18 protein-coding genes are annotated in these 15,082 nt (G+C 69.1%); 11 read left to right on the forward strand and 7 right to left on the reverse strand.

Annotation, left to right across the window (positions count from 1 at the left end; all coding sequences use genetic code 11):
• Positions 1-185: 185 nt before the first annotated feature.
• The 5 genes from O5I81_RS05025 to def all read left to right on the forward strand — a co-directional run bounded on the left by O5I81_RS05025 (position 186) and on the right by def (position 3,939).
• Entirely contained in the window at positions 186-989 is an 804-nt protein-coding gene (locus O5I81_RS05025; protein ID WP_271067855.1) for an SDR family oxidoreductase, read from the forward strand.
• Positions 986-1,309 (forward strand): YbaB/EbfC family nucleoid-associated protein, encoded by a 324-nt coding sequence (locus tag O5I81_RS05030; protein WP_271067856.1) that lies wholly within the window; start codon positions 986-988, stop codon positions 1,307-1,309. The genes O5I81_RS05025 and O5I81_RS05030 overlap by 4 nt, the downstream gene beginning before the upstream one ends.
• Positions 1,310-1,912: a recombination mediator RecR gene (gene recR / locus O5I81_RS05035; RefSeq protein WP_271067857.1), complete on the forward strand. Its 603-nt coding sequence runs from the start codon at positions 1,310-1,312 to the stop codon at positions 1,910-1,912.
• Between the two features lie 178 nt (positions 1,913-2,090).
• On the forward strand, positions 2,091-3,362 hold the full coding sequence (locus O5I81_RS05040; RefSeq protein WP_271067858.1) for a DNA recombination protein RmuC: 1,272 nt from the start codon (positions 2,091-2,093) through the stop codon (positions 3,360-3,362).
• A 55-nt stretch (positions 3,363-3,417) separates the two neighbouring features.
• Complete coding sequence (gene def / locus O5I81_RS05045) at positions 3,418-3,939, forward strand: peptide deformylase (protein ID WP_271067859.1); 522 nt, start codon at positions 3,418-3,420, stop codon at positions 3,937-3,939.
• An 11-nt stretch (positions 3,940-3,950) separates the two neighbouring features.
• On the opposite strand, the gene O5I81_RS05050 is transcribed toward def, so the two are convergent.
• Positions 3,951-4,313 carry a DUF779 domain-containing protein gene (locus O5I81_RS05050; protein ID WP_271067860.1) on the reverse strand — a complete coding sequence of 121 codons (363 nt, stop codon included), beginning with the start codon at positions 4,311-4,313 and terminating at the stop codon, positions 3,951-3,953.
• 11 nt (positions 4,314-4,324) lie between these two features.
• Entirely contained in the window at positions 4,325-5,842 is a 1,518-nt protein-coding gene (gene adh, locus O5I81_RS05055) for an aldehyde dehydrogenase (RefSeq protein ID WP_271067861.1), read from the reverse strand.
• 194 nt (positions 5,843-6,036) lie between these two features.
• On the opposite strand from adh, the gene O5I81_RS05060 reads away from it, so the two are divergent.
• From O5I81_RS05060 to msrQ, 3 genes are all read left to right on the forward strand, one after another.
• Positions 6,037-7,089, forward strand: a complete 1,053-nt coding sequence (locus O5I81_RS05060) for a helix-turn-helix domain-containing protein (RefSeq protein ID WP_271067862.1) — start codon at positions 6,037-6,039, stop codon at positions 7,087-7,089.
• A 96-nt stretch (positions 7,090-7,185) separates the two neighbouring features.
• Positions 7,186-8,118, forward strand: coding sequence for a protein-methionine-sulfoxide reductase catalytic subunit MsrP (gene msrP, locus O5I81_RS05065; RefSeq protein WP_271067863.1), 933 nt, complete (start codon positions 7,186-7,188; stop codon positions 8,116-8,118).
• The gene (gene msrQ, locus O5I81_RS05070; RefSeq protein WP_271067864.1) at positions 8,118-8,714 is read left to right on the forward strand and encodes a protein-methionine-sulfoxide reductase heme-binding subunit MsrQ; all 597 of its coding nucleotides are present in this window, start codon (positions 8,118-8,120) and stop codon (positions 8,712-8,714) included. Before msrP ends, msrQ begins: the two co-directional genes overlap by 1 nt.
• Positions 8,715-8,897: 183 nt before the next feature.
• Here msrQ and O5I81_RS05075 read toward each other — a convergent pair whose 3' ends face one another.
• Positions 8,898-9,191, reverse strand: a complete 294-nt coding sequence (locus tag O5I81_RS05075; RefSeq protein WP_271067865.1) for a cell surface protein — start codon at positions 9,189-9,191, stop codon at positions 8,898-8,900.
• Between the two features lie 97 nt (positions 9,192-9,288).
• On the opposite strand from O5I81_RS05075, the gene fmt reads away from it, so the two are divergent.
• Together fmt and truA are read left to right on the forward strand one after the other, a co-directional pair.
• Positions 9,289-10,215: a methionyl-tRNA formyltransferase gene (gene fmt, locus O5I81_RS05080; RefSeq protein WP_271067866.1), complete on the forward strand. Its 927-nt coding sequence runs from the start codon at positions 9,289-9,291 to the stop codon at positions 10,213-10,215.
• Positions 10,215-10,952, forward strand: a complete 738-nt coding sequence (truA, locus tag O5I81_RS05085) for a tRNA pseudouridine(38-40) synthase TruA (protein WP_271067867.1) — start codon at positions 10,215-10,217, stop codon at positions 10,950-10,952. The genes fmt and truA overlap by 1 nt, the downstream gene beginning before the upstream one ends.
• Before the next feature lie 406 nt (positions 10,953-11,358).
• On the opposite strand, the gene O5I81_RS05090 is transcribed toward truA, so the two are convergent.
• The 3 genes from O5I81_RS05090 to dapE all read right to left on the reverse strand — a co-directional run bounded on the left by O5I81_RS05090 (position 11,359) and on the right by dapE (position 13,711).
• Positions 11,359-11,748: a DUF3597 domain-containing protein gene (locus O5I81_RS05090; RefSeq protein WP_271067868.1), complete on the reverse strand. Its 390-nt coding sequence runs from the start codon at positions 11,746-11,748 to the stop codon at positions 11,359-11,361.
• 353 nt (positions 11,749-12,101) lie between these two features.
• The gene (locus O5I81_RS05095; RefSeq protein ID WP_348637280.1) at positions 12,102-12,536 is read right to left on the reverse strand and encodes an EamA family transporter; all 435 of its coding nucleotides are present in this window, start codon (positions 12,534-12,536) and stop codon (positions 12,102-12,104) included.
• Positions 12,536-13,711: a succinyl-diaminopimelate desuccinylase gene (gene dapE, locus O5I81_RS05100; protein WP_271067869.1), complete on the reverse strand. Its 1,176-nt coding sequence runs from the start codon at positions 13,709-13,711 to the stop codon at positions 12,536-12,538. Before dapE ends, O5I81_RS05095 begins: the two co-directional genes overlap by 1 nt.
• A 152-nt stretch (positions 13,712-13,863) precedes the next feature.
• Here dapE and O5I81_RS05105 point away from each other — a divergent pair, with 152 nt between their 5' ends.
• Positions 13,864-14,451 carry a hypothetical protein gene (locus O5I81_RS05105; protein ID WP_271067870.1) on the forward strand — a complete coding sequence of 196 codons (588 nt, stop codon included), beginning with the start codon at positions 13,864-13,866 and terminating at the stop codon, positions 14,449-14,451.
• Here O5I81_RS05105 and O5I81_RS05110 read toward each other — a convergent pair.
• Positions 14,448-14,840 carry a hypothetical protein gene (locus O5I81_RS05110; protein ID WP_271067871.1) on the reverse strand — a complete coding sequence of 131 codons (393 nt, stop codon included), beginning with the start codon at positions 14,838-14,840 and terminating at the stop codon, positions 14,448-14,450. The two genes, O5I81_RS05105 and O5I81_RS05110, sit on opposite strands and share 4 nt — an antisense overlap.
• Positions 14,841-15,082: the final 242 nt, after the last annotated feature.

Below are 15,082 nucleotides of genomic sequence, written 5' to 3' on the forward strand. Positions count from 1 at the left end.
GCGTCCTTCTCCCGCTTGTCGGGAGAAGGTGGCCCGCGAAGCGGGTCGGATGAGGGCAGCGCCGGCCTTTGAAGGCTGGCATCGCCAATCACCCGACGCTGGCGCTGCCCTCACCCGACGCCCTCCGGGCGCCACCCTCTCCCGACAAGCGGGAGAGGGGAAAAGATAAAAAGGGGAGAAAACCAATGACCGCAGCCAACGGCCGCAAGTCCATCTTCATCACCGGCGCCGCCTCGGGCATGGGCCTGGAGACCGCCCGCCTGTTCGCGGGCGAAGGCTGGTTCGTCGGCGCGGTCGACGTCAACGTCGCCGGCCTGGACGCCCTGAAGGCCGAGCTGGGCGACGCCGTCCAGACCCAGGTCCTCGACGTCACCGACCGCGCCGCCTACGCCGCCGCGCTCGATACCTTCGCCAAGGCCACCGACGGCAAGCTCGACCTGCTGTTCAACAACGCCGGCATCGGCCGTGGCGGCCCGTTCATCGACCAGACCTGGGAAGACGTCATGGCCGTGGTCAACATCAACTTCGTGGCGGTCCTCAGCGGCATCCACCTGGCCGCCCCGCTGCTTAAAAGCACGCCCAACAGCCTCTGCTTTACCACCTCGTCCTCGTCGGCCATTTTCGGCATCCCCAACATCGCCGTCTATTCGGCCACCAAACATGCGGTGAAGGGCCTGACCGAAGCCCTGTCGGTCGAGCTGGCCGCCCATGGCGTGCGCGCCGCCGACACCCTGCCCGGCATGATCGACACCCCCATCCTGCCCGACGAAGCCAAGGCCAACGCGCCGAAAGAGGGCATGTGGCGCCTCACACCTCCGCGAGAAGTCGCCCAGGCAGTCTGGGACGCCTACCATTCGACCAAGATCCACTGGTATGTCCCGACTGAACTCGAGGCTTACGACGTGATGCAGACCCAGGCGCCCGAGGCGATCCGGGACCAGATGCTGAGCGCCGGCGGCCTCTTCAGCGAAGGAAACAAGACGCCATGAAAGACCTCCAGGGGCTGATGAAGCAGGCCCAGGCCATGCAGGCCAAGCTGGCCGAAGCCCAGGAAAAAGTCGCCGCCATCGTCGTCGAAGGCACGTCGGGCGGCGGCATGGTCAAGGTGACGCTCCGGGGCGCCGGCGAACTCTCCGGTGTCGAACTGGACGAATCCCTGCTGGCCCCCGGCGAAGGCGAGGTCATCGCCGACCTCCTCGTCGCCGCCCACGCCGACGCCCGCCGCAAGCTGGAAGCCCAGACGGCGGAGCTGATGCAGGCGGCGGCCGGCCCGCTGGCCGGCATGAAGATTCCGGGGATGCCGTTCTAGGTGGCCTCCGTCGCCGGACCCGAGATCGAACGCCTCATCAGCCTGCTGGCCAAGCTGCCGGGCCTCGGCCCCCGCTCGGCCCGGCGCGCGGCCCTGACTCTGCTCAAGCGCCGCGACCAGCTGCTCGGCCCCCTGGCCAGCGCCCTCGCCGACGCCCAGGCCAACGTCAAGACCTGCTCCGTCTGCGGCAGCCTCGACACCCGCGACCCCTGCAGCCTCTGCGCCGACTCCTTGCGCGACCGCACCCTGATCTGCGTGGTCGAGGAGGTCGGCAGCGTCTGGGCCATGGAGCGGGCAGGGGCCTTCCGGGGCCGTTACCATGTGCTCGGCGGCCTGCTCTCGGCCCTCGACGGCGTCGGCCCCGACAACCTGCGCATCAACGAACTGACCGCCCGCGTCACCGAAGGCGAGATCCGCGAGGTGGTCCTGGCCCTGCCCGCCACCGTCGACGGCCAGACCACCGCCCACTACATCGCCGAGCGCCTCTCGAACCTCGACGTCGCCGTCACCATGCTGGCCCGAGGCGTCCCCGTCGGCGGCGACCTCGACTGGCTGGATGACGGCACCATCGCGCAGGCCATGCGCGCGCGGCGGCCGGCCTGACCCTCCCTTCCGACTATCCCGACGAAAGTCGGGACCCAGCTGGCAAATCAGAAGACAGGCTGGCGCTGATCAGAACCGAAGCTCATCCGCCAATGGACACTGGGTCCCGACTTTCGTCGGGATGATCGGAGGTGTGGGAGGGCTGTGCGGGACTCGCTTTCCACGCTAAGAACCAACCATGAACGCCGCCACGCTTGCTCTCATCGTCGCCGTCGCCTTCGCGCTGCTGGCCGTCGTCGCCCTCGCCTGGGCCCTGATGGAGCGCCGGCGCGCCGCCGCCGCCGAGGCCAAGGCCTGGTCGCTGCAGGAACAGTTCACCACCGCCGACGCCCGCGCCCGCATGCTGGAGGACCAGTCCGGCGCCACCGCCGAACTCCTGAAAGCCCAGGCCCTGCAACAGGCCGGCGCCGTCGCTGAGGAAGTGCTCAAGCGCACCGAGGAGTCCTTCCGCAACCGCGAGCTCGTCGCCCAGGAGCGCATCGCCAACCAGCTGAAACCCGTCGCCGACACCCTCGCCAAGTTCGAGGCCCAGGTCACCGCCGTCGAGAAAGCGCGCTCGGAAGAGCAGGGCGGTCTCAAGCAGCAGATCGCCGCCCTGATGGACGCCTCGGTCGCCACCCAGGCCGAGGCCCGCAAACTGTCCGCCGCCCTGCGCCGCGGGGCCGGGGTGCAGGGTCGCTGGGGCGAACAGACCCTGCGCAACGTGCTGGAGGCCGCCGGCCTCGCCAACCAGTACGACTTCGTCGAACAGTTCAGCCTCGACACCGAGGAGGGCCGCCGTCGCCCGGACGTCAAGGTCCGCATGCCGGCCGGCGCCGTTTTCGCCATCGACGCCAAATGCTCGCTCAACGCCTTCATGGACGCCCAGGAACATGCCGACGAGACCCTGCGCGAGGCCGCCATGGTCCGCCACGCCGCCAGCGTGCGCGGCCACATGCAGTCCCTGTCGGCCAAGGCCTACTGGGACCAGTTCGCCTCCGAGCGCTCGCCCGACTTCGTGGCCATGTTCGTGCCCGGCGACGGCTTCCTGGCCGCCGCCCTGGAGCGCCTGCCCGACCTGATGACCGAGGCCATGGACAAGCGCGTCCTCATCGTCACCCCCACCACCCTGTTCGCCCTCTGCAAGGCCGTCGCCTACGGCTGGCGGGTCGAGGAACAGGCCGCCAACGCCGATCACATCGCCAGGCTGGGCCGCGACCTCTACAGCCGCCTCTCGACCATGGGGACCCACGTCGCCGCCATGGGCAAGGCGCTGGAGACCGCCACCGGCCGCTACAACCAGTTCGTCGCCAGCCTCGAGACCCAGGTCCTCACCCAGGCCCGCCGCTTCGAGGACCTGAAAGTCGATCACGAGGGCAAGGACCTGCCCGAACTGGGCCCCATCGAGGGCGGCGTCCGGCCGCTGGCCAAACTGACCGTCGACGCCCCGGCGCCCTCCGACAAACACTAGACCCCGCAACCCGCCCCAGCTTGACGCTCGGGTATCGAGCTCTTACCTCCCCGCCATGGCCATCCGTCGCATCCTCACCGTCGACAACGCCGCCGATCTGGCGGTGCTGAAGAAGAAGTCCGTTCCCGTGGAGACCGTCACCGACGCGCACCGCGCCCTGATGGACGACATGCTGGAGACCATGTACGCCGCCCCCGGCATCGGCCTGGCCGCCGTGCAGGTGGGCGAACCCCTGCGCATCATCGTCATGGACCTGGCCCGCGACGGCGAGGAGCCTGCCCCGCGCTACTTCGTGAACCCCGAAATCGTCGAGAAGAACGACAGCCTCGCCCCCTACGAGGAAGGCTGCCTGTCGGTGCCGGAGATCTACGAGACGGTCGAGCGCCCCGACCAGGTCCACATCCGCTACCTCGACTACAACGGCAATCAGGTCGATGAGGCCGCCGACGGCCTCTACGCCGTCTGCATCCAGCACGAGATGGACCACCTCGAAGGCGTCCTCTTCATCGACCACCTCTCCCGCCTGAAGCGCGACCGGGCGATCACCAAGGTGAAGAAGGCCGCCAGAGCAGCCTGATTACGGGCCGCCTAACCCAGCGCCGTCGCTTCCGCGTCGCTGAACACCCGCGACCGCGTCAGGAACCGCACCTCGCGCCCGTTCTCCAGGCTGAACATCCCGCCGCGCCCGGGCACGACGTCGATGATCAGTTGGGTATGGCGCCAGTACTCGAACTGCTCGGCGCTCATGAAGAAGCCGGCCCCGCCGATCTCGCCCAGCCGCACGTCGCCATCACCGATCCTGTAGTCGCCGACCGCGAAGCACATCGGCGCCGAGCCGTCGCAACAGCCGCCCGACTGGTGGAAGAGCACGGGGCCGTGCTCCTCCACCAGGGTCGCGATCAGCGCCAGCGCGGCCTCTGTCGCGACCACGCGGGGAGGGGGAGGGCTCACCCGCCGGATCCCTAGAAGAACCCGAGCTTCTTGGGCGAATAGCTGACCAGCATGTTCTTGGTCTGCTGGTAGTGATCGAGCATCATCCGGTGGTTCTCGCGGCCGATCCCTGACGACTTGTAGCCGCCGAAGGCCGCGTGGGCCGGATAGGCGTGGTAGCAGTTGGTCCACACCCGGCCCGCCTGGATGGCCCGTCCGAACCGGTAGCAGGTGTTGGCTTCCCGGCTCCAGACGCCCGCGCCCAGCCCGTAGAGGGTGTCGTTGGCGATCGACAGCGCCTCAGCCTCGTCCCTGAAGGTCGTCACCGACACGACGGGACCAAAGATCTCCTCCTGGAACACCCGCATCCGGTTGTGACCCTTCAGCACCGTCGGCTTGACGTAGAAGCCATCGGCCAGCTCGCCGCCCAGGACATTCCGTTCGCCGCCGATCAGAACTTCCGCGCCCTCCTGCCGGCCGATGTCGAAATAGCTGACGATCTTCTCCAGCTGTTCCGAGGACGCCTGCGCCCCGATCATCGTGGCCGGGTCCAGCGGATCGCCCTGCACGATGGCCGCTACCCGCTTCAGCGCCCGTTCCATGAAACGGTCATAGATCCGCTCGTGGATCAGCGCCCGGCTGGGACAGGTGCAGACCTCGCCCTGGTTGAGGGCGAACATCACGAACCCCTCGATGGCCTTGTCGAAAAAGTCGTCGTCCTCGCGCGCCACGTCCTCGAAGAAGATGTTCGGCGACTTGCCGCCCAACTCCAGCGTCACGGGGATCAGGTTCTGGCTGGCGTACTGCATGATCAGCCGGCCCGTCGTCGTCTCGCCGGTGAAGGCGATCTTGGAAATGCGCGGGCTGCTGGCCAGCGGCTTGCCGGCTTCCAGCCCGAAGCCGTTGACGATGTTGAGCACGCCGGGCGGCAGAATGTCGGCGATCAGCTCGGCCCACAGGCAGATGCTGGCCGGCGTCTGCTCGGCGGGTTTCAGCACCACGCAATTGCCCGCCGCCAGCGCTGGCGCCAGCTTCCAGCAGGCCATCAGCAGCGGGAAGTTCCAGGGGATGATCTGCCCCACCACGCCGAGCGGCTCATGGAAGTGATAGGCCACCGTGTCGTCGTCGATCTGGCTCAAGCTGCCTTCCTGGGCCCGGATGCAGCCGGCGAAATAGCGGAAGTGGTCGATGGCCAGCGGCAGATCGGCGGCCGTGGTCTCGCGGATCGGCTTGCCGTTGTCCCAGGTCTCGGCCCGGGCCAGCAGGTCCAGGTTTTCCTCCATGCGGTCGGCGATGCGGTTCAGCATCAGGGCGCGCTCGGCGACGCTGGTCTTGCCCCAGGCGTCCTTGGCGGCGTGGGCGCTGTCCAGAGCCCGGTCGACGTCGGCGGCGCTGGAGCGGGCGATCTCGCACAGCTTGCGGCCGTTCACCGGGCTGATGTTGTCGAAGTAACGGCCCTCGGCGGGGGCGACCCACTGGCCGCCGATGAAATTGTCATAGCGCGCCGCGAAGGGCGCGGCCTGGGCGTGGATGGTTTCGTGCTTGGTCATGGGCGTCCTCCGACGGTCTGGTTGTTGCCCAATCCCCGCCAGAACAGCCCCTCTGGTCAATTGCCGGGCGCCGCTCCCGCCCTGTTCTCCGCAAGAATTCAGTGGACATACCCCGGTCTTCGCGACAGCCTGATGCTTGAGGCGACAGTAAGAGCGCCGGTGTCGCATTCTGCGACACAATGGAGGCCCAGGACATGATCGCCACGACTGCCGTCCAGGAAGCACGCCGCGCCTATTTCAAGCAGGGCGTGCTGCCGGCTGACCAGTTGGGTCACGCTATCCTGCGCTCCTGGATGCGCTGCTCCGACATGGGCCTCGACGCCGCCGCCCCGGCCGCCGCCCCCGACGCCAGCGCCGCGGAGATGCGCGCCCTCCAGGACCGCCACGAGGCCCTGCGCCGCCTCTGCCGCCCCGAACTGGACGCCCTCCACGCCGAGGCGCGCGAGACGGGTGGCATCGTCATCCTCACCAACCCCGAGGGCGTCGTGCTCGACGCCGTCGGCGATCCGGGCTTCGCCGGCCGCGCCGCCCAGGTCGCGCTGCGCCCTGGCGCCGCCTGGCAGGAGGGCGCCGCCGGCACCAACGCCATCGGCACCGCCATCGCCGAGCGACGCCCCGTCGCCGTTCACGGGGCAGAGCATTTCTTCGACGCCCACCGCGAACTGACCTGCGCCGCCGCTCCCATCGTTGACGGCCGCGGCGCGGTGATGGGCGTGCTCGACATGTCCGGCCATGCCGCCGTCCAGCACCTGCACGCGCTGGGTCTGGTGAAACTGGCCGTCGAACAGATCGAGCACCGCCTGTTCCAGCAGGCCTTCGCCGGCTGCACCGTGGTCCGTTTCCACAGCGACGCGGCCCTGCTCGGCGCCGCGCGCCAGGGCGTCCTGGTGTTCGACGACGACCGCCTGGTCGCCGCCAACAAGCGGGGACTCAGCCTCACCGGTCGCAGCTGGGCGGATCTCGACGAGACCCGCTTCGATGACCTCTTCGACGCCGACCTCACCCGCCTCGAGGGCCCTGCCCAGCTGGTCACCGCCGCCGGGGATCGTTTCCACGCCGCCGTCGATCGCACCGGCCTGGGCGCCAGCCGGCCCGCGCCGGCGGCGCTGTCCGACGCCCCGCTGCGCGACACCGAGCTCGCCGCCATGAGGGCCGCCCTCGACGCCTGCAACGGCAACGTCAGCGCGGCGGCCAAGCGCCTCGGCGTCCACCGCGCTACCCTGTACCGCCGCCTCCTCTCGGCCTGACCGCCGCCCGCCCGGGGCGATCACGCCGCCTTCCGATCATTTGACTCGCCTGTGATCGGCTCCACATTCCACAAGGGGCCGTACCGGAGAGACCAGATGCTGATCCGCCACGCCGGCGACCTGACCGAGAACGACGTCACCCCGCACGGCCTCTACCTGCGCCGCCGGGAGTTCATGGCCGGGACCATCGCCCTGGGCGCCGCCGGCCTCGCCGCCTGCGCGCCGGAAGACGTCGCCGCCGCCCCGCTCAAGGCCGCAAAGTCCCGCTACACCACCACCGAAAAGCTGACCCCCTTCAAGGACGTCACCACCTACAACAACTTCTACGAATTCGGCGTCGACAAGTCCGACCCCGCCGCCAACGCCGGCAAGCTCAAGACCCGCCCCTGGACCGTCAAGGTCGACGGCGCCTGCGCCAAGCCGGGGACCTACAATCTCGAGGACATCCTCAAGATCAGCCCCTTGCAGGAGCGCATCTATCGCCTGCGCTGCGTCGAGGGCTGGTCGATGGTCATCCCCTGGATCGGCATCCCGCTGGCTGACATCCTCAAACGCTACCAGCCGACCTCGAAGGCCAAATTCGTCGCCTTCGAAACCCTGCTGCGCCCCAGCGAAATGCCCGGCCAGCGCCGCGCCGTCCTGCAGTGGCCCTATCGCGAGGGCCTGCGCATGGACGAGGCCATGCACCCGCTCGCCTTCATGGCGGTCGGCCTCTACGGACAGACCCTGCTGAACCAGAACGGCGCCCCCATGCGCCTCGTCGTGCCCTGGAAGTACGGCTTCAAGTCGATCAAGAGCATCAGCCGCATCAGCTTCACCGAGACCCAGCCCAAGACCGCCTGGCAGCTGTCGGCGCCGCAGGAGTACGGCTTCTATTCCAACGTCAATCCCGCCGTCGACCACCCGCGCTGGAGCCAGGCCAGCGAGCGCCGCATCGGCGAGTTCATCCGCCGCAAGACCCTGCCCTTCAACGGCTACGGCGAGGTCGCCGGCCTCTATGCCGGCATGGACCTGCGGAAGTTCTACTGATGAGTTCCAAGACCAAGGACCGCCTCGTTTACACGGCGGTCTGGCTGGCCTGTTTCGCCCCCATCCTGTGGCTGGCCTGGCGCCTGCTCAGCGGCGACCTCGGCGCCAACCCCATCGAGGCCCTGATCCGCCAGCTCGGTGTCTGGGGCCTGCGTTTCGTGCTGATCAGCCTGGCCATCACCCCCGCCGCCCGCCTGCTGCGCCAGCCCCGCCTGATCCGCTTCCGCCGTACGGTCGGCCTGTTCGCCTTCGCCTATGTGCTCCTGCACTGGGGCGCCTACGTCGGCGTCGATCAGTTCTTCGACTGGGCCGCGGTGCTGAAGGACATCTACAAACGCCCCTTCATCACCATCGGCATGACCGCCTTCGTGCTCCTGATCCCGCTCGCGGTGACCAGCACCAACGCCGCCATCCGGGCGCTCGGCCCCGTGCGCTGGAAACGCCTCCACCGCCTGATCTACGTGATCGCCCCGCTGGGGGTGCTGCACTACTACATGCTGGTGAAGGCGGACCATCGGCCGCCGTTGATCTATGCGGCGATCCTGGCGGTGCTGCTTGCCTATCGACTATGGGAGTGGCGCCGCAAGCGCCGCTAACCTCCCTCCCCGAATTGGGGAGGGCAGACGCGCGGTTACGCGCGTCGGGTGGGGAAGTCGGTCACTGACTTTCGAGAGAAGGCACTGAGAAGCCTGACCGGTGGGGCCGGTGACCCGCTTCCCCACCCGGCGCGCAACGCGCGCCTGCCCTCCCCAATTCGGGGAGGGAGGTCGCGAAGCCCCCTACTGCCTCTTCTCCTGCGCCGCCTCGGCCTTGTCCTCGCGCGAGCTCTCCGCCAGGTCTTCCTGGGCGTTCGCCGCCGTGTCCTTCACGGCGTCGGCGGCTTCCGCCCCGGCTTCCTTGATCGCCGCGCCGGCTTCCTTGACGTCCGGGTCGTTGGCGATGTCGTGGGCGGCCTCCTTGACCTCGGCTCCGGCGGCCTGCGCCCCTTCCTTCAGTTCGGCCCGGTCCTGGCTGTCGCAGGCGGCGAGGGTCAGGCCGACAGCGGCCAGGGCGACGAGAGCAAGCGAACGCATGGACAATCTCCGTGAATGTTCCGCCACATCAACGAACCGTGATCGCCCCGGTTCCCGTCCCTTCCTACCGAGCCCCCGAACCGCTACATGCCCCGCCATGCGTCTCGCCTTCCTCGGCACTCCCGACTTCGCCGTCATCAGCCTGGCCGCCCTCCTCGAGGCCGGCCACGACATCGCCTGCGTCTACAGCCAGCCCCCGGCCCCGCGCGGCCGTGGCCAGGACCTCAAGCCCTCGCCGGTGCACCAGTTCGCCTTGGACCATGGCCTCACCGTCCGCACGCCCAAATCCATGAAGTCCGACGAGGAGATCGCCGCCTTCCAGGCCCTGGGTCTCGACGCCGCCGTCGTCGTCGCCTTCGGCCAGATCCTCAAGCCCGGCATCCTCGAGGCCCCGCGCCTCGGCTGCTTCAACCTGCACGGCTCCATCCTGCCCCGCTGGCGCGGCGCGGCGCCCATCCAGCGCGCCGTCATGGCCGGCGACGAGATCACCGGCGTCCAGGTCATGCGCATGAGCGAGGGGCTCGACGAGGGCGCCGTGATCGCCACGGCGACCACCCGCATCGGCCGCTACGACACCGCCGGCACGATCCACGACCGCCTGGCCCAGCTCGGCGCCCGCCTCCTCGTCGACACCCTGCCGGCCATCGAGGCCGGAACCGCCGTCGAAACCCCCCAGGCCGAAGAGGGCGTGACCTACGCCCGCAAGATCACCCCCGCCGAGGCCCGCCTCGACTGGTCCCGCCCGGCCGAGGAGATCGACCGCCAGATCCGCGGCCTCTCCCCCTTCCCGGGCGCCTGGTTCGAGGCCCCGTCGACGCGCGGCCCCACCCGCGTGAAGGCCCTGATGTCCCACGTCGAGGATGCCTCCGGCCTGCCCGGGACCGCCCTCGACGACAGCCTGCTGATCGCCTGCGGCGACGGCGCCGTCCGCCTGCTGGAACTGCAGCGCGAGGGCAAGGGCCGCCAGCCGGCCGACGTCTTCCTGCGGGGCTTCCCGGTCGCGGCCGGCACGGTCCTGGCCTGATGCCCCGCTACCGCCTCACCGTCGAATACGACGGCCGCCCCTACCGCGGCTTCCAGGCCCAGGCCGAGCTGCCGAGCGTCCAGGGCGCCATCGAGCGCGCCGTCAAAGCCTTCTGCGGCGAGGACATCCGGCTGATCGCCGCCGGCCGCACCGACACCGGCGTCCATGCCACGGGCCAGGTCATCCATATCGATCTGGAAAAGGACTGGCCGGCCCGCACCGTGCTGCAGGCGATCAACGCCCACCTGGTGCCCGAGCCTATCGCCATCCTGGATGCCTCGGTGGCTGAGGGCGACTGGCACGCCCGCTTCAGCGCCATCGAGCGCCGCTACCTCTACCGCATCCTCAACCGCGAGGCCCGCCCGGCCCTCGACCTGGGCCGCGTCTGGCACGTGAAGAAGCCGATCGACGCGGCGGCCATGCACGCCGCCGCGCAAGCGCTCGTCGGCCACCACGACTTCACCACCTTCCGCGACATGCAGTGCCAGGCCAAATCGCCGCTGAAGACCCTGGACGTTGCCGACGTCCGCCGCGAGGGCGACCAGGTCCTGCTGGTCTTCACCGGCCGCAGCTTCCTTCATCGGCAGGTTCGCTCGATGACCGGCACGTTGCTGGAAGTCGGCGTCGGCCGCTGGACGGCGGAGGATGTGAAGGCGGCGCTGGAGGCGAAGGACCGCACGGCCTGCGGGCCGGTCGCGCCGGCGGATGGGCTCTATCTGACCGGCGTCGCCTACTGACGACGGGTGCGCGATTCCGCCCCCTTAGGGGGCGGGGGACCGCGGCCGAAGGCCGTGGTGGTGGGGGTCACCGTCAGCAGAGACCTGCCCGATGTGCCGCGTCCCTGACCGTTGACCCCCTCAGTCGGCTCCGCCGACAGCTCCCCCTGAGGGCAGGGCTATCGCATATGGCGTGAAACTGCTCACCAGCTCCTCTCCCTAAGGGAGAGGAAGGGGCCCGCGCTGCGCCAGCAGCGTGGGAAGGAGAGGGTTTACGAACGCCTGAAGCTAATCCCCACGGTCCTTAAACCCTCTTCCTCCCACCGCTTCGCGGCGGGCCCCTCCTTCTCCCTTAGGGAGAAGGGAAAGAAAGGCCGACATTTCCATATGCGATAGCCCTGCCCCTGAGGGGGAGCGACCACGTTCCTTAGTCCATCAAACTCGCCGGCACCTTGCCGCCGTTCTCGCTGAGCTTCTTCAGCACCGCCTTGTGCAGCCAGATGTTCATCGCCGCGCTGTCCGACTTGTCACCGGTGTAGCCCAGCTCATCGGCCAGGTCCTTGCGCTCCTGCAGGCTGCTCTCCATCCCGACCAGCTTCATCAGATCGACGATCGAAGTGCGCCAGTTCAGTTTCTGCGGATTGTTCGCCGCCATGTCCTCGAGGACCGCCTCGATATCGACCGGCGCCGGGGCCTGGGCGTGCGCCTGCTCCTGCGGCGTCGGACCCGGCTGCGCCTGCGGCGTCGGCGCGGGGGCCGGCGCGGCCTTCGGCTTGTGGCCGAAAATCTTGCCCAGGATGTTGCTGAAGATACCCATGGTCGTCCCTCACGCTGCGGCGGCCAACGGGCCGCTCCGAGCAGAAGGAAGCCCCGAAGCCCCGCTTCGTTGCCTGCCAAATAATATGTCTAGACATATTCATCCGACTTTGGCGGGCCCGACCCACGCCCGTCGCCTCAGCCCTCCGGACACCGCCCAATGGGCCCGGTCCAAGCCCGACAAAACCCTGTCGCCATCACCCACACCGACCCGGCGCCACCCCCCACGGGGACCGGGCGCGGGACCGGCAAAAGTCTGGCGCCTTCACCTACAGATATCTGAAATCATTGAATAAATGGCGAATTCACCGCCTTGACGGCCCGAAACTCCGCTATACTGGTCCGCCCGCTTCGTTAGCGGATCGCCACCAGCACCGCCCCGCCGGCGATCAGCGCCACCCCCAGCCAGTTCTTCCAGCTCAGCTGCTCGCCGAGGAAGGCCACCCCCATGATCGCCACCAGCACCACCGACAGCTTGTCCAGCGGCGCCACCCGCGACGCCTCGCCCAGCTTCAGCGCCCGGAAATAGCAGAGCCAGCTGGCCCCCGTGGCCAGGCCGGACAGGGTGAGGAACACCAGGGTCCGCGGGCTCATATCGCCGAACGACCGCCACTGCCCGCTGACCGCCACGATCAGCCCGGCGAAGGCCACCACCACCAGGGTCCGCACCAGGGTGGCCAGGTCCGACGGCGTATCCTTCACCCCCACCTTGGCCAGGATCGCCGTCGCCGCCGCGAACACCGCCGCCAGCAGGGCCCAGAACAGCCAGCCGCCGGCCAACGTTTTCATCATCCGATGCGCTCGAAATACAGGGAGATGATCCGTTCATAGACCTTCTGCAGGCCGTAGATCTCGGCCACCGGGGCCCGCTCGTCGACCATATGCATGGTCGTGCCGACCAGCCCGAACTCGACCACCGGGCAGAGGCTGCGGATGAAGCGCGCGTCGCTGGTGCCGCCGGTGGTCGACAGGTCCGGCTCGCGGCCCGTGGTGTCGCGCACCGCGTCGGCGACCACGGCGGTGAACGGGCCCTGCTCGGTCAGGAAGGCCTCGCCGCTGATCATCGAGCGGACCTCGACCGTGCCGTCGAACCCCTCGTTCGCCAGCCGGCACTCGTCCTCGAACCAGGCGGCCAGGTCGGCGCCCCGGTGGCCGGGATTGAAGCGGATGTTGACCCGCGCCGTCGCCTTCGAAGGAATGACGTTGGTCCCCGGGTTGCCGACATCGAAGGTGGTGACTTCCAGGTTGGAGGGCTGGAACTCCGGATAGCCCTCGTCCAGCACCCGGTCCTGCAACCGGCCCATCAGCCGCACCAGCACCGGGATCGGATTGGCCGCCCGCTGCGGATAGGCGACATGGCCCTGGCGGCCCTCGACGGTGAACCAGGCGTTGATGCTGCCGCGCCGGCCGATCTTGACCATGTCGCCCAGCGCCACCGCGCTGCTTGGCTCGCCGACGATGCAGTGGTCGATGACCTCGCCCTCGGCCAGCAGCGCCTCGACCACCTTTTTCGTGCCGTCCAGCGCCGGGCCTTCCTCGTCGCCGGTAATCAGGAAGGACAGCGACCCGGCCGGCTCCCCCCTGGCCAGCACCGCCGCCACCGCCGCCGTGAAGGCGGCGATGGCGCTCTTCATGTCCACCGCCCCGCGTCCGAACAGCACCCCGTCCTTCACCTCGCCGGCGAAGGGATCCTGAGTCCAGGCCCCGGCGTCGCCGACCGGCACCACATCGGTATGGCCGGCGAAACAGAGGTTGGGCCGCGCCGTTCCGCGCCGCGCATAGAGGTTTTCGATGTCGCCGAAGCGCATCCGCCGGCAGGTAAAGCCCAACGCCTCCAGATGCCGCTGCAGCAGGTCCATCGCCCCCTCGTCGGCCGGGGTCACCGACGGACGCCGGATCAGGGCCTGGGCCAGCTCAAGCGCGTCGAGGGCGGCGGTCGGGGCGAGGGTGTCGGCGGTGCTCATCGCCTTCCGCTTTAGGCGCGGCGGGCGCGGGGCGCAAACCTCGCCGCGACCGACCCGCTCATTTCGAGCGGCCCGGAACGGGCGGCGGCTTCCTTGAGCCAGGGCGGCCCGCCGCGCCTGATCAGGGCGTAGCAACCCCAGAGGAGCCGACCATGTTGACCTCTCCCTTCGCCCCGCCCGTGTCCTTCCGCCTGCCGCGCATGCCCTGGGCCCGGCGGCTTGGCCTGCCGGTCGAGATCCGCCCCGCCCCCCGCCCGCGCGAGACCCGGCCCAACCAGATGTTCCTGCATGTGCGATCGGTCGGCGCCGACGGCTTCGCCCACCTGTTCCAGTTCGCCATCGTCAACGCCGACGGCGATGTCGTGGTCAGCGTCTTCGCCCGGGCCCGCAGCCCCATCCGGCCGAGCGGGACCTCCTGTCCCGGCCTGCCTTCGGTCTGGTGGGATCAGCTGGAGGAAGCCCTCAAGCCCTGCCACGGCGGCTGGCTGGTCAGCTTCGGCCGCAGCCTGCACGGCGAGTTCCTGCCGCTCGGCACCCGCGAGAACCTGGCCAGCCTCGACTGCGCCCGGGCCCGGTTCATCAAGGTGGCCCGCCGTCGCGGCCTGAAGATCGGCCCCGGCGACGTCATCGACCTCAACGACGCCCGCCGCCTGATCGGCCTGCCGCCGGTGCGATCGCCCGACGCCGCCCTGCAGGCGCTGGGCCTGCGGGAACTGTGGCGCTGGATGGACGGACCCTAGAGCCGTTCGGGCTTCACCCCGTCCCAGAACAGCGGGCTCAGGGTGTAGAAGAACTGGTCGGTGTCGCTGGCTGGCCCCGGATACCAGAGCCCGTCCGCCTCCCGCACCACCAGCGACCGGGAGGCCATGGCCGCCAGCTTGCGGCGGACGGTTTCCCGGGGGATGCGGCTGATATCGGCCAGGCTCTGGCTGTTGAGGCCGCGCCGGCGGACGACCACCCGCTCGGCCCCCTTGGCCTTCGCCTCGGCGGCGGCGTTGACCGAGGCCAGCTCGGTCAGCACCACGACCAGATGCAGGGCGAACTGGTCGAGGTCGCCGTCGTAGCGGGTCCGGACCCGCGACAGCACCGCCGACAGCGATCCGCCCCAGCGGTAGAAGAAGCGGGTCACGTCGCGGCCGAGATAGTCCTCCAGCCAATCGGCGCTTCGGGCGATGGTGCGGTTTTCGACCGCGGGACGCCGGTCAGGACCAGGTGAGTTAATGGAGGAATTAAGATTAACGCCAGTAAACCCTGTCGATGCCTCGGAAGATCGTGTGTAGTCGGCAAGCGGGGCAATCGACGACATCATGGGCGGCCTCTGCTGGGGCGAATACTACTTGCGGCGCCCCAGACAAATAGCCGCGCGGATTT

This window comes from Caulobacter sp. NIBR1757 (genome assembly GCF_027912495.1).
Classification (GTDB): domain Bacteria; phylum Pseudomonadota; class Alphaproteobacteria; order Caulobacterales; family Caulobacteraceae; genus Caulobacter.